This window comes from Flavobacterium anhuiense (genome assembly GCF_900101855.1).
GTDB classification, from domain to species: domain Bacteria; phylum Bacteroidota; class Bacteroidia; order Flavobacteriales; family Flavobacteriaceae; genus Flavobacterium; species Flavobacterium anhuiense.
In genome coordinates this window covers 223,271-237,796 of sequence record NZ_FMVC01000003.1, presented here as the reverse complement: position 1 = coordinate 237,796, position 14,526 = coordinate 223,271, and the positions used below count along the sequence as shown (strand labels likewise).

At 34.0% G+C, this 14,526-nt stretch carries 11 protein-coding genes; 4 read left to right on the top strand and 7 right to left on the bottom strand.

Annotated elements, in window-relative coordinates; translation table 11 throughout:
* Positions 1–13: 13 nt before the first annotated feature.
* The 6 genes from BLP44_RS09045 to BLP44_RS09020 form a co-directional block, all read right to left on the bottom strand.
* Positions 14–946 carry an AraC family transcriptional regulator gene (locus BLP44_RS09045; RefSeq protein WP_091131906.1) on the bottom strand — a complete coding sequence of 311 codons (933 nt, stop codon included), beginning with the start codon at positions 944–946 and terminating at the stop codon, positions 14–16.
* Between the two features lie 157 nt (positions 947–1,103).
* Positions 1,104–2,105 (bottom strand): hypothetical protein, encoded by a 1,002-nt coding sequence (locus BLP44_RS09040; RefSeq protein WP_091131903.1) that lies wholly within the window; start codon positions 2,103–2,105, stop codon positions 1,104–1,106.
* Positions 2,106–2,282: 177 nt separating this feature from the next.
* Positions 2,283–3,146: a bestrophin family protein gene (locus BLP44_RS09035; RefSeq protein ID WP_091131899.1), complete on the bottom strand. Its 864-nt coding sequence runs from the start codon at positions 3,144–3,146 to the stop codon at positions 2,283–2,285.
* 271 nt (positions 3,147–3,417) lie between these two features.
* A complete protein-coding gene (locus tag BLP44_RS09030; protein ID WP_091131895.1) occupies positions 3,418–4,728 on the bottom strand; it encodes a TolC family protein in 1,311 nt (436 codons plus the stop codon).
* 36 nt (positions 4,729–4,764) lie between these two features.
* Complete coding sequence (locus BLP44_RS09025; RefSeq protein ID WP_091131892.1) at positions 4,765–7,863, bottom strand: efflux RND transporter permease subunit; 3,099 nt, start codon at positions 7,861–7,863, stop codon at positions 4,765–4,767.
* A 119-nt stretch (positions 7,864–7,982) separates the two neighbouring features.
* Complete coding sequence (locus BLP44_RS09020) at positions 7,983–9,041, bottom strand: efflux RND transporter periplasmic adaptor subunit (protein WP_091131888.1); 1,059 nt, start codon at positions 9,039–9,041, stop codon at positions 7,983–7,985.
* A 472-nt stretch (positions 9,042–9,513) separates the two neighbouring features.
* On the opposite strand from BLP44_RS09020, the gene BLP44_RS09015 reads away from it, so the two are divergent.
* From BLP44_RS09015 to BLP44_RS09000, 4 genes are all read left to right on the top strand, one after another.
* Positions 9,514–10,113, top strand: coding sequence for a TlpA family protein disulfide reductase (locus BLP44_RS09015; protein ID WP_091131884.1), 600 nt, complete (start codon positions 9,514–9,516; stop codon positions 10,111–10,113).
* Between the two features lie 33 nt (positions 10,114–10,146).
* Positions 10,147–11,001 carry a histidine kinase gene (locus tag BLP44_RS09010; RefSeq protein ID WP_091131880.1) on the top strand — a complete coding sequence of 285 codons (855 nt, stop codon included), beginning with the start codon at positions 10,147–10,149 and terminating at the stop codon, positions 10,999–11,001.
* A gap of 49 nt (positions 11,002–11,050) precedes the next feature.
* Positions 11,051–11,395, top strand: a complete 345-nt coding sequence (locus BLP44_RS09005; RefSeq protein WP_091131877.1) for a hypothetical protein — start codon at positions 11,051–11,053, stop codon at positions 11,393–11,395.
* A 62-nt stretch (positions 11,396–11,457) separates the two neighbouring features.
* A complete protein-coding gene (locus BLP44_RS09000) occupies positions 11,458–12,063 on the top strand; it encodes a PAS domain-containing protein (protein ID WP_066034694.1) in 606 nt (201 codons plus the stop codon).
* A 199-nt stretch (positions 12,064–12,262) separates the two neighbouring features.
* Here BLP44_RS09000 and recG read toward each other — a convergent pair whose 3' ends face one another.
* Positions 12,263–14,371: an ATP-dependent DNA helicase RecG gene (recG, locus tag BLP44_RS08995; protein WP_091131873.1), complete on the bottom strand. Its 2,109-nt coding sequence runs from the start codon at positions 14,369–14,371 to the stop codon at positions 12,263–12,265.
* Positions 14,372–14,526 lie beyond the last annotated feature (155 nt).

The window sequence follows — 14,526 nt, the reverse complement described above, 5'->3', positions numbered from 1 at the left end:
GAATCTTAGAACCTTAGCACCTTTGATTAATATAAAGTAACTGATACTGTTTCGGCGTAATTCCTTCGTATTTTTTAAATAATCTAATGAAATAATTGGCATCTTCAAAGCCAGCTAAATAACAGACTTCGTTAATTTGAAGGGTTGGATTCTTCAAAAGATTTTTAGCACATTTTATTTTCTCATTCAAAATATATTCAATCGGACTCATTCCTAGTTCGCGTTTAAAGAAACGATAGAAAGAGGTAGTGCTCATGCATGCTTTTTCGCTCAGAGATTTTAAGCTTATATTTTCTTTCAGATTCTGTTTGATATATTCTGTAACTTCTTTTATGGGATTGTTTGCGTCCAAAAATTTTCCTTCGTCTATAGATTTTACCGTTTGAGTTTGAATAATTCTGATTAATAATTCTTTTATTGTTAAATCTGCAAAAATATCTTTCGCAACTGAAGTGCTCATACATTCTTTTATGAGTTTATTAATTGTAGCGGCCATTTCTACATTGTTGTAAAAGAAGTAGTTTTGGTAATTCAACTGCCAATACATATTGGTTCCTTCTTTCGGATATTGTTCATTTAAGAAGTTTAATATTTCAACAATTTTATCCTGATCAATCGCTAATGCCAAACATTGTGTAGGATTGTTTTTTGAAGCCTCAGGAAAATCAATTTTCATTTCTACATTTGAAGGTACAATGACTGTTTCACCCGGAAGGTAAACAAATTCAGGATCATCAAAAAGATGCATGATTTTTTTGCCTCTCAGCATACTGGTAACCACCAAATCATTAAATTTTAATGGGACTTTTTGAGTCGATTCGTAGGTTTCAAATAGATTTAATTCACAATTATTAAGGTTGTAAATCGTTCTGTTTTCTACAAGAGTTTTTAATGATTTCTCTTGCGATAATTGGAGCGGATTGACTAAAAATCGTTGATTGTTCATTAAATTTAATTTTTGGGTGAAGAACTAAATTTACTAAAAATATATATACACTTTGAATATTTAAGCCTTTTTTATGCTTTGTGTAGGATCGCATAGAATAAAAAAGAGAGAATTTTGGGTCCTCTCTTTTTCTCCTAATTTATATACTAATTCAAAATTATTCGGTGGTGCAAACTCCCGCATGAACAATTAGCCAGAAACTTCCGTCTCCACTGTAAGTCAAATTGTAAGTATCTGTGGTAGTATTGTTTAAAGTATGCTGGTTGCCATATTGTCCAGGAGCCGCTGTAGTTGGCGGACTGTCGGATAGATACACGTGTGATTCTGTAAATACGGTTCCAGAGTGAGTTGCGTTTAAGGTTACTTGTACGTTGCTTCCTTGAATGACAACGGTTACAGTTCCAGCCAAATATCCGTTATTGATATTATTTTGTCCTGCACCTGCATACAAGTTATAAGTATAAGTTCCGTTTGTGACATTGCTGTAAGACGTAACCCAGCCCCATTTTTCTGAAAGTTGCAAACTGTTGAAAGTATTGTTGCCAAACATATAGGCAGTATCACAGGTAGTTAGGGGTGGAGGTGGCGGAGTATCGCAGGTTCTCAAACAGTAATTGAAATAAGTAGCCCAATTTTTTCCAGGGAATTTAATATCACCAGCCCATCCAGTTTCAGTTCTGATAACAGTTCCGTTTACAATGTTTTTCATGCTAGAATGCGCAGCAATAAATAAACATTTGTTAGCATCCAGAACGATTGCAGAAAGAGGAATTATAAAAGTATAGCTTTGAACTAATGGATTAAAAGATTTTTTATATGGAAATTGTCCAGGAATAGGATTTCCATTTGCTAATGGTACATTGGCATAAGGACCTACATATAAATGTAATTCACTAAAATACCAATCTTGAAATGCAGTATAGGTTACGTAAAGATTTGTAGCGTCATTTTCAATTAAAACTTTTCCAGCGTTGGTAAACTGGCCAGCCATAATATTAATTGAAATTGGATCGCAGTTGGAATAAGTTCCTTTAGCCGTTGCAGAAGCAGTTGAAATATTCGTTTGTTTAGCCTCAGATTGAATGTCAGTATTTACAGGTTCGTAGGTGCAATTGACAATCAGGAAAGCAAAAAAGACAAGTGTGATAATTTTTTTCATCGTAAAAGAAGTTAAAAAATTAGTAACAAAGAAAAATTAAAGCAATTTTAAAGGAGGGAATTTAAAATGCTGTTACAAATTTTATAACATATTTATCAGACTTCAAAAAATACTCGTCCAACGAGTTTTTTTATCGCTTAAATACTTGTTTTTTAGGTTTTTGTAAGTGTTTTGAATTTATATTAATTCTTCAACATGTTTTTTGATGTTTTCGGATATTTTTCTTGTAGGAAGATCATTTTCATCATTCCCAAATGGGTCTTCAATCTCTTCTGCAATTAGCTCTAAACTCGCCAAAACATAAAATATAAAAACTACGACAGGAGCTACCAGATACCCCAAACTTACTGAATATCCAAACGGTAGCGTCATGGTGTAAAAGAAGATGAATTTCTTGATAAAAGCGCTGTAAGAATAGGGAATAGGCGTGTTTTTGATGCGTTCGCATGCCCCGCAGATATCTGTAAAAGCAACCAATTCGTCGTTTAAAGTAATAAGTTGTTCCCCAGATATTTTTCCTGCATCGTACAAATCGTTGATTTTGTGATACATGATTCTTTTCAACTGATTTGGTTTGTGTTTATGATGATCAATTTCCAGATCAACATCTTCAAAAAGCTGTTTGCTGGTGTCTTCATCTTTTAAATGCTGATTAAGAATATCGGCATACATGGGAATATATTTTCTGAAAAACTTTCTATCATTTTCATCTTTTAAAATTGCCGAAAGCTTAATAGCCAGATTTCTGCTATTATTTACAAGTCCGCCCCAGAGTTTACGGCCTTCCCACCATCTGTCGTAAGCGGTATTGGTTCTGAAAACAAGCAAAAGCGAAATGACAAACCCTAACATTCCATGCATAATTGGAATATTATGAATATAATCGTTTTTAGTTACTTTAAAATAATGAAGTTCAAGATAACATATTATTGCAGCATATATTCCAATTGCAATCATAATCGTAAATAGTTTTCTAACAGTATCCGATTTATGAAAATGAAAAATAAATGTAAACCAGTCTTTGGTATTGTATGTAATCATTGAAGTGGGTTTTGAAACAAATTTAAATTAAAAATCAACTTTTGAACGTAAAACGGAAGAAAATATTTTAACTCATTGAGGCATTCTAAATTCATTTAGAATAGACACAGACATTTACTCATGTACTTATGCAAAAAAATAAGTCTTTAAGAAATTCGAGATTCTTGGTAATAAAAAAAAATCTGCTAGATCTGCTAAATCTGCGAGAAAAAAAATAACGCGGAGATTTAGTAGATTTAGCAGATCGTATTTGGTTTTTTAATCAGGAAAGCTAAAAATTAATATTTCCTGCTAATTCTTTAAGAGCAATTTCAGATAATTTTGCTTCGTATTGTGCGTTACTATAACGCACTTTTGCATTGACATAATTTAGCTGGGCAGTTCTAAAATCAAGTGTTGTAATGGTACCGATTTTAAATTTGTCTAGCGTGATTTCTAGATTCTGCCTAGCAATATTCTCATTATTTTCTTCTAAATCAATTAGTTCTAAGTTTGTCAAATACGTTTGAAATGCAGTGCTCAATTGCGTATTCAGAAGCGTATTCTGCTGTTCGATTGCAAGTTGAGAATTTTCAATCTGCAGTTTGGCTACTTTCTCGTTGCGATGCTGATTAAAACCGTCAAAAATATTCATCGAAGCATTAAAACCGTAGTTCAAACCTCTTGAAGACGTTTCGCTGGTAAAACCCAAACTAGACTGACTTTCAGAAAAGTTGTATCCTGAAGTTAATCTTAAAGTAGGGTATCGGTCTGCTTTTACTTGTTTGAGCTGTAATTCGGCGATACGTTTATTGATAATTTGCGCCTCTAAACCTGGATTTTGTTTTTGGGCCAAATCCATCAAATCGGCCAATACTAATTTGTTGTCTACTTTGACTTCATCTGTAACTTTGAAATCAATCTTTGGATCGCGTGCTAAATGCTGATTCAGCAAGATTTTGCCATTGGCATAAGATTCTTTTTGTCTAAGCAAAGCAACCTGATCTGAATTTAAATCAACTTGAGCATTTAAAACTTCCAGCTTTGAAGCTTTCCCGATACTAAAGCGATTTTTTGCTAAAGTTAAGCGCTGATTCGAAATTACTATTGTAGTGTCTAGTGCCGCCAATTGTTGTTGCATTTGCACTAAATCATAATAAGCCGAATTTACCTGTGCAATTTTGACTAAAATAGTTCTTTTTAATTCTGCGTCACCCAATTTTTGAAGTTCTTTCAGCTGATCTAGTTTGGCAAACATTTTCATTCCGTCAAAAACAGTCCAACCTATACTGACACCATAATTTAAACTATTGTTTTTGGCGTTATCCAATGAGGTAGATGTACCGTCTTGTCGTACTTGTGTAGAGTTGGTAATGCTATTGTTATCTGTAATGTTTGCCGTTGCTGTTGGCAGCATTCCTGCATTTCCAATTGTAACGTTTGTTTCGTTTATTTTGGAATTGTTTTTAGCAATTTTAATTTCAAAATTATTTTCCAAAGCTATAGTCATAGCTTGTTCAATAGTAAGAACTTCCTGTGCCTTTGCCTGAATAAAGCAAAAGAATAGAATAAGTACCGTACAGTATGTTTTTTTGATATTCATATTTGTTTTCTTTAACCAAAAATTGCGTTTTGGTTTCTATTTAATGCTTTCTCTTTCGTATTCGTCAATATGGTCAAATTCAGGATAATGTTTTCTAGCTTTAGACCACATTAAATAAATGGCAGGAATTACAAAAAGCGTTAAAGCCAATGAAAAAATAGTTCCTCCCACAATCACAACCCCCATACCAATTCTGCTGGTTGATGCAGCTCCAAGAGACAATGCAATAGGAAGTGCTCCTAAAGCAATGGCTAAACTGGTCATTAAAATTGGACGTAAACGTGCTTCTGAAGCTTCTAAAATAGCTTCTAATTTAGGCTTTCCTTGTTCTCGTAACTGATTGGCAAATTCTACAATCAAAATACCGTTTTTGGTTACCAGACCAATCAACATTACCGTACCAATCTGGCTGAAAATATTCCATGTCTGATTGAATAGCCACAATGAGAATAGCGCTCCAGCAACGGCCATAGGAACCGTCAGGATGATAATAAACGGATCTATAAAACTTTCAAATTGTGCTGCTAGAATTAAAAAGATTAGTAATAAAGCCAATCCGAATGCGAAAGAAGTATTAGAGCTACTTTCTACGAAATCTCGTGATTCCCCGGCTAAATCTGTAGTGAAACTTTCATCTAAAACCTTAGCTTTGATTCGGTCCATTTCCTCAATTCCGTCTCCCATACTTTTTCCTGGTGCTAAACCAGCAGAAACGGTTGCAGACATATATCTATTATTGTGATACAATTGCGGCGGATTACTTTGTTCGTATACTTTTACAACGTTATCCATCTGAATCAGTTCGCCGTTTTTGTTTTTTACAAACATAGAAGTCAAATCCAAAGGTTTGGATCTGTCTTTTTGATCAAACTGACCAATTACCTGATATTGCTTTCCGTTTTTAATGAAATAGCCAAAACGCTGTCCGCTTAAAGAAAGCTGTAAAGTTTGCGCAATATCAAGAATAGAAATTCCTAAACTTTCTGCTTTAGCGCGGTCAATAGTAACGTTAATTTCAGGTTTGTTAAATTTCAGGTTTACGTCTGTCGTCGAAAACACATCGCTTTTGTTTACCTCATTCATAAAAAGAGGAATTTTTTCTCGCAGTTTGTCAAAATTAGGAGCCTGAATTATGTATTGAATCGGTAATCCTCCACGTCTGTTAACAGCAATTGTAGGCTGTTGGATTACTGCCGTTTTAGCATCAGGATATTGTTTGGTCCATTTTGTTAACTTATCTGCAATTTCTTTTTGAGAAACCGTTCTTTCGTCTGGTTCTTTTAATGAAAGCCTAATAAAACCTGTGTTAGTTGCCGAAGCTCCAAAACCAGGCGCGGTAATAACCAAGCTTACTTTTTTCTCAGGAATCGAATCGTCAACTAGCTTTGAAATTTCCTGCATAAAACGGTCTGTATATTCGTATGAAGATCCTTCTGGAGTAGTCATACGCATGGTTACAGAGCTTCTGTCATCATAAGGTGCTGTTTCTTTCGGAAGAATAGTAAAGAATAAATAAATCAATCCGAAACAAGCAATAAGAATAGGGAAGCTGATCCATTTTTTTTCCATAAATTTTGAAAGCGCTTCAGCATAACTGCTATTCATTTTTTCAAAAAATGGTTCTGTTTTAATATAAAATTTCGATTTTTTCTGTTCTCCGCCTTTCATTAAATAGGCGTTTAACATTGGTGTTAAAGTAAGAGAAACGAATGCTGAAATCAATACAGCAGCACCAATTACCACTCCAAATTCCCTAAAGAGCCTTCCTACGAAACCTTCTAAGAAGATTACAGGTAAAAATACCGCTGCCAGTGTTACAGAAATCGAAATTACGGCATAAAAAATTTCGTTAGAACCTTTAATTGCAGCTTCAATTGGCGACATTCCTTCTTCGACTTTTTTGAAGATATTTTCGGTTACCACAATACCATCATCTACAACCAGACCTGTTGCTAAAACAATTGCTAATAAAGTTAATACGTTAATTGAGAATCCAAATAGCCACATAATGAAGAATGTAGCAATTAACGAAACTGGAATATCAATTAAAGGTCTAAAAGCAATAGCCCAGTCTCTAAAGAATAAATAGATGATAATGATTACCAATATTACAGAAATTCCCAATGTTTCGGCAACTTCTAATACTGATTTCTTTACGAAAATCGTATTGTCAAGAGCAATGTTTAATTTGATATCCTTTGGAAGATCCTTTTTTAAGGCTTCATATTTTTTATAAAACTCTTTCGAAATATCCAAGTAGTTTGCACCTGGCATCGGTACAATTGCCAAACCAATCATTGGTAAACCAGACTGGCTTAATTTTGTTTCGATATTTTCGGGACCTAATTCTGCTCCTCCAATATCACTTAATCGGACAATTTTATCTCCGTCTGTTCTAATGATGATGTTGTTGAATTCTTCTGCTTTAGAAAGATTTCCAATTGTTTTTACAGTAAGTTCAGTGTTATTACCCGTTAATTTACCCGATGGTAGCTCAACATTTTGTGCATTCAATGCTGTACGCACATCTGCTACTGTACAGCCATAAGCGGTAAGTTTTGCGGGATCAATCCATAAACGCATCGCGTAACGTTTCTGTCCCCAGATCTGCACGCCACTCACTCCGGGAATTGTTTCTAAACGTTGCGAAATAACATTTTCTGCATAATCGCTTAATTCTAAAGAGTTTCTTGAGTCACTCTGAACGGTCATCGAAATAATAGCGTCGCTATCAGCATCTGCTTTCGATACCACTGGCGGAGCATCAATATCTTGCGGAAGATTTCTAATGGCTTGAGAAACTTTGTCACGAACATCATTCGCAGCTTCTTCTAAATCTTTATCCAGATTAAATTCAATTGTGATATTGCTGCTTCCTTGGTTGCTGGATGACGTAATATTTCTAATTCCGTCAATTGCATTTACAGCTTTTTCAAGAGGTTCTGTAATTTGCGACTCAATAATATCGGCATTGGCACCCGTATAATTGGTACGAATGGATACCTGCGCAGGGTCAATAGAAGGGAATTCTCGAACACCTAAAAAAGTATAACCAATAAAACCGAATAATATAATTAATAGATTCAGTACTATGGTTAAAACAGGTCTTCTAATACTTGTAGTTGATAAACTCATTTGTAATTTTGGATTTTAGATTTCAGACTTTAGATTTCTGATTTATTGTTAAATCGCTATTATCTTTAATCTATATTCAAGTCTTGCGACTTTTGACTTTAAGACTTTTGGCTTTAGAACTATTTTACTTTAACCTTAATTGGAGCTTCGTCTTTTAATGACATAACACCGCTTGTGATCAAAGTATCTCCAGGTTTTAATCCTGCTAAAATTAAAATTGAAGAATCTGTTCTTGTCGTTGCGTCAACCATTACTTCTTTTGCTTGGCCATTATTGGCGACATATACTTTTTTACCGTCTTGAATAGGTACAATTGCTTGAGAAGGAACAACTATGGCATCTTTAATGATATTTAAAGGCAATTTGATATCTGCAAAAGTTCCAGGAAAAAGTTTTCCGTCAACATTATCAGCAAGGGCACGAATTTGAAGTGTACGCGTTGCTACGGCTACTTCTGGTTCAATAGCATAAATTTTTGCATTGTACGTTTTGTCTGATCCAGAAACTTTAAAATCAATTACTGATCCTGACTTTACTTCTGAGGCATATTTTTCAGGAATTGAAAAAGTAATTTTCAATTTGCTGGTATTTACCAGTTTTGCCACCAAAACAGTAGGGGTGATATAAGTTCCTGGAGAGATGTTGCGCAAACCAATTTTTCCTGAAAATGGCGCTCTAACAGATGTTTTAGAAATCTGTGCTCGTATTAATTGAGATTGGGCTTGGGCAGAAGCAAGGTCAGCTTTTGCAACATCAGCTTCTTCTTGGCTTATGGCTTCCTTCTGCAATAGTAATTTTGCTCTTCTTGCGTTTTCAGCGGCCAAATCTTCTCGGGTTAAAGCCTGTCTTAATTGCGCTTTTAACTCAATATCATTTACTTTTAAAAGTACCTGTCCTTTAGTAACGTTGGTGCCTTCATTAAAAAATATTCCTTCAACAATTCCTGAAACCTCACTATGAATTTCTACTTGTTCATTAGCTTCAATAGATCCTGATAATGCTAAATTATTGTCAAAAGTGGCCGTTTTTATTACGATTCCATTAACAGTTGTTGGAGATTTTTTATCATTAAACTTTTTTGAGTCTTCATTTTTTCCCTTGTTAGATATAATTCTGTAGGTAATAAAGCCTCCAATTGTAATGATTAAAAGCGTGTAAATGAGGTGTTTTAATTTCATAAACTTGAGGTAAATATAGATTTTAGGTATATGTTTAGGTAAGCTTACAAATTTAACTTTTTGATGTGAAATCGGAAGCTGTTAGCTTTTATTTAACATTTGTATGTACAAAGGTTTGCATTTAGACTAGATACGGGGTAAAAGGTTTAATTAAAGATTAATTTTTTTTGAAAAAATAAATGAAACTTCTTCAAAATTATGTTTTGTTATGTGGTCCAAAGGCAGGCTGTCTCTACATCGGAAGAAATTTTGTGCAATTTGTCTGATTTTTTTTGCAGTTTATCGATTTTATTTGTAACATTGATATGTTAAACAAAATGAAAAAATTTAACATAAAGGCTAACGGTTGTGTTTGCTTTTTATGTTAAAATATGTATGCAGAAGTTGTTTTTTTTGGTTTTTGATTATATATAATGAATAATTATATTAACAAGTGTTTATGCTTTGTTGTTAATAATAAAAAAAATAATTTATGAGGAAAAAATTACTTCTCGGTTTATGGTTTACATTTTTACTTCTTTCAATTGGATATCTGTTTTGGCAGAACGAGTTTAAGTACAGTCTTCCAACGCCTATTCCAAAGAATTATAAGGCTATTGCGATGGGATCTAATATAGAACTTGGCCCATGCTGTGCATTTGATAATAAACCCATTTTTATACATTTCTTTAACCCCGAATGTCCCTGTTCTCGATTCAATGTGCCACATGTGAGTGATTTGATAAAAAAATATGGAGATCAGATCAATTTTAAAATTGTTGTGTTGAACAAACAGAAAAAATTTACTATTGATGAAATTCAGCAAAAGTTTGACGCTGAGATTCCTGTTTACTTTGACGAATCAATTGCTGAAAAATGTGGCGTTATTTCAACACCTCAGGCTGTTTTGCTAGATCAGTCGCATAATTTGTATTATAGAGGCAATTACAATAAAACCAGATATTGTACGGATACTCGAAGCAATTATGCCCAAATGGCAATCGATTCGCTCCTTAGCAGAAAAGGAAATCCGTCTTTTAACGCCTTAGCTCTTAGAGCTTACGGTTGCTCATTACCTAAATGTACTAAATAACTATTTTTTCCAAAAACCTAAAACTAATAACCTATGAAAACAAAAGCTAGCTTAAACGAACAAGACTATCTGCACAGTTTTATGTCTACAATGACACAAAAATCAGATACAATTATCAATTATGTACTTGCAGTATATTTTCTGCTGGGTATCGGACTGTCTTTTAAATACGATACTTTTGAAATTGGCGTTGGTGTTGGAACGCTAAATCTTTTGTTGTACTACTCGGCAAAATTTTTCATGAAAAATTCTAAATTTTACCAGTATGTTCTGTCTGTTGTTCTGGCAATTTTCATGGCGCAGTACATTTATCAAATGCACGGAATGTTTGAAATGCATTTTACGGTATTTATTGCCAGTACGATTTTAATTATTTATCAGAACTGGAAACTTCAAATTCCGCTTACTTTACTTGTTGTTCTACATCACGCTGGATTAGCTTATCTTCAAAACTATATTTATAATGATGCTAACGGATTTCAGGTTTACTTTTCTCAAGTAAATTTTGATCTTGAAACTTTGATTATCCATACCGTTTTGGCTGCTGTTGTATTTTTTATGAACGGTTACTGGGCGTATTATTTTAAAGAACATAGCGAAAATCACATTTCGAAAATTTCAGACGAATACGAGTTGGAAAACATGAAATTGGCTTCGGCGAAATACAGTTCAATGTCTGCTACAAAAGATTATAATGATTTTATTCATAGAACAACTTTAGATTTAAAGTTGCCTGTAAATTCTGTTTTAAAGCTTATTGATGTTTCGAAAGGACATACAGATAATGATAAATTACTGAGTTATCTTGAAATGATGAGGGAAAGCGCCAAAAAAATAGATGATTTAGTTAATGATATCCATGTAAAATCGACAAATAGCAGGAGTTAGAACTCGAGCCAAGCCCCAAAACAATACTAATATTTTTTAAACCAATTGTATGTTTAAGTATGATTTACCAACTGCAGTGCCTACGCTGCATAATCTTAAAAAAATAATTGAAGATTTTTTGAATGAAAGCATAACATTAGATTCGATCGAAAAAATTAAAATCCGATCAGATTTTGAAATAGAGGTAAGAGAGATTTTTAAAAATTACCAAACTAGCTCTCATGTTTATGATCTCGATTTTCAGTATAAAAAGCTGATTCAGATCGTGAACGATATTCGCCAGCTTAATCTTGCGGTTGATAATGAGATTCCTGAATGGCTTGAAAATGAACTTGAAACCGTTTTTCGTAAAATCAGAAATATTCTTCTTGTCTTGGAGATCGAGTCAAATTGAAAATGGTTTAAAGGATTCATTTTATACTTACTGAATTGTAAATTAATTTAAATGTAAAATTTATGGATACCAGATTGCACCGTCCTACACCTTCTGATAGAGAAGTGGACTGGAATAAGAATAAAGTACTGCTTAGTAAAACTGACAAAAAGGGAACCATTTTATACGCGAATGAAGACTTTATAGATGTTTCTGGTTACGATGAATTTGAACTTGTCGGCCAGCCACATAATATAATTCGCCATCCAGATATGCCCAAGGTTATTTTTAAATTCTTATGGGACAGTATCAAATCCAGCGAGAACATTCATGTTATTATAAAGAACATGGCCAAAACGGGACGTTATTACTGGGTTGTAACCGATTTTAAAATCGTAGCAGATACCGATGGTGAAATTGTAGGTTTCTTTTGTACCCGAAAATCGGTTCCGAACGATATCATTGTAAAATTTATAGAGCCTTTGTACAAGAAACTTTTGCAGATTGAAGAAACGAGTGGCATGCACGCTTCAGAGGAGTATTTGGTGGGTTTTCTTGAAGAAAGAAAGAAAACCTACATGGAATATATCGATCATTTGATTGCAACTGGAAAAGATGATAAAAACAAAATAAGCAAAGGCATATTTAGCGGTCTTTTTGAAAAAAAGAGTGATGTTAAAAAGAAATAATGAACTACATACTTCATTGTTTCTAAAAAAATATTCAACCCCAAAATTTGCCCCCCAGCAAAACTAAATCACATGAATATTAGAATTCAATGAAGTATTTTTTTTTTAAAGATGCTAAGCTTTTTAGTTTAATCTACAAAAGGCTGAAAAGGTTAATTAATTACCCTTTTCAGCCTTTCTTTTTAAAGCATCTTAGAACCTAGCTAATATAATTCCAAATATTCTTTTTCTTAGTTAACTCAATGAAGATGTTTCTTAAAACAGAATGCTCAGGTTTTTGAAGAGCGGAATCTTCTTTTAGGATTTTCATGGCATAATTTCGAGCTAAAGAAAGAATTTCTCTATCCTTGACAATATCCGCGATCTGTAGATTTAATACACCGCTTTGCTGTGTTCCCATCATGTCGCCTGGACCACGAAGTTTTAAGTCCACTTCTGCAATTTCAAAGCCGTCATTGGTCTGCACCATAGTTTCCATTCTGGTTTTACTGTCAGAACTTAATTTATGGCCAGTCATTAAGATGCAATAACTTTGCTCCGCACCACGACCGACACGTCCGCGCAGCTGGTGCAATTGCGAAAGTCCAAACCTTTCGGCGCTTTCTATAATCATTACACTGGCGTTTGGCACGTTTACACCAACTTCAATTACGGTTGTAGCAACCATGATATTGGTTTTTCCTTCAGAGAAACGCTTCATTTCTGCATCTTTATCTGCAGGTTTCATTTTTCCGTGAAGTATTGAAATAGAATATTGAGGCAATGGAAAATCACGAGAAATGCTTTCGTAACCATCCATCAAATCCTTATAATCCATTTTTTCAGATTCCTGAATCAGCGGATACACGATATAAATCTGTCTTCCTTTTGCAATTTCGTCTCGAAGAAATTTCCATACTTTCAAGCGATTCGTATCGTATCGATGTACAGTTTGAATCGGTTTCCTTCCTGGCGGTAATTCGTCAATAACCGAAATATCCAAATCACCATATAAGCTCATTGCCAATGTTCTCGGAATAGGAGTGGCGGTCATAACCAAAACGTGTGGCGGAATATCATTTTTCTTCCACAACTTCGATCTTTGCTCCACACCAAAACGATGCTGTTCATCAATCACGGCCAAACCTAAATTCTGAAACTGTACTTTATCTTCTAACAGAGCATGTGTTCCAATCAGAATTTTAAGTTCTCCGCTTTCCAGTTCGTCATGAATAATTTTTCTTTCAGAAGTTTTTGTAGAACCCGTTAATATTCGAATATTGATATTTAATGTTTTGGCAAATTCAGACAAACCCAAAAAATGCTGATTGGCCAAGATTTCTGTAGGTGCCATCAAGCAAGCTTGAAAACCATTGTCAATAGCCAAAAGCATGCTCATAAATGCTACAATCGTTTTTCCAGAACCCACATCACCTTGAAGCAAACGGTTCATTTGAGCATTGCTTCCCATATCGGTTCTAATTTCTTTGATTACTCTTTTTTGAGCATTCGTTAAATCAAAAGGAAGGTGGTTTTTATAAAATTCATTAAAAAGTTCGCCCACTTTGTCAAATGGATGCCCTTTTATTTTATGTTTCCGAATGAGATTCTTTGTAATTAGTTGCAACTGAATAAAGAACAATTCTTCAAATTTCAGTCTAAATTGTGCTTTCGCCAAAATTTCAGCGCTTTTAGGAAAATGAATATTGAATAAAGCAGCACGTTTCGGAATCAGCTTTAATTCTTCTATTAAAAATGGCGGAAAAGTTTCGGTAAACAACGCTTGTGTTTCCAAAAAAAGCTGTTCCATCAATTTGTTTATCGTACGGTTCGAAATGCCTTTATTAGCTAAAGCTTCTGTCGAAGGATAAACAGGTTGCATAGCCGAACGCAAACTTCTTTCGTGTTCGCTTAATAGTTCAATTTCTGGATGTGCCATACTGAATTGGCTTCCGTAAAGTGAACATTTTCCAAAAATAACCAAAGGTTCATTAAGTTTTAAACTTTCACGAATCCATTTATGCCCTTGGAACCAGTTTAAGTCAATTTGCCCCGTATCATCAACAAAACTAGCCACGAGACGTTTTTTGTTTTTAGCAAATTCAACTGTTTTGATGTGAATTATTTTTCCAATAATTTGAACCTCAGAGCCTGTATTCTGCAATTCATTAATCTTATAATAACGCGTTCTGTCAATGTATCGATTCGGAAAAAGATTGACTAAATCTCCATATTTATGAATACCCAATTCCTTACGAAGCAGCTGGCCACGGCTTGGACCAACGCCTTTTAAGTATTCAATTGGAGTCTCGAGAAGATTATTAGACATTCGAAGATTAGATTTTATAGAAGCAAGATTAAAACAGGCAAGAAGAAAGAAAAAAGACAAGCATTATCTTTTTCTTTCTTCTATATTCTTTTCTCTTTTTAGAAAGCGAAGATAAATTTTAATTGGGAATTTTAAAAATGAATTATAGTTTTCAA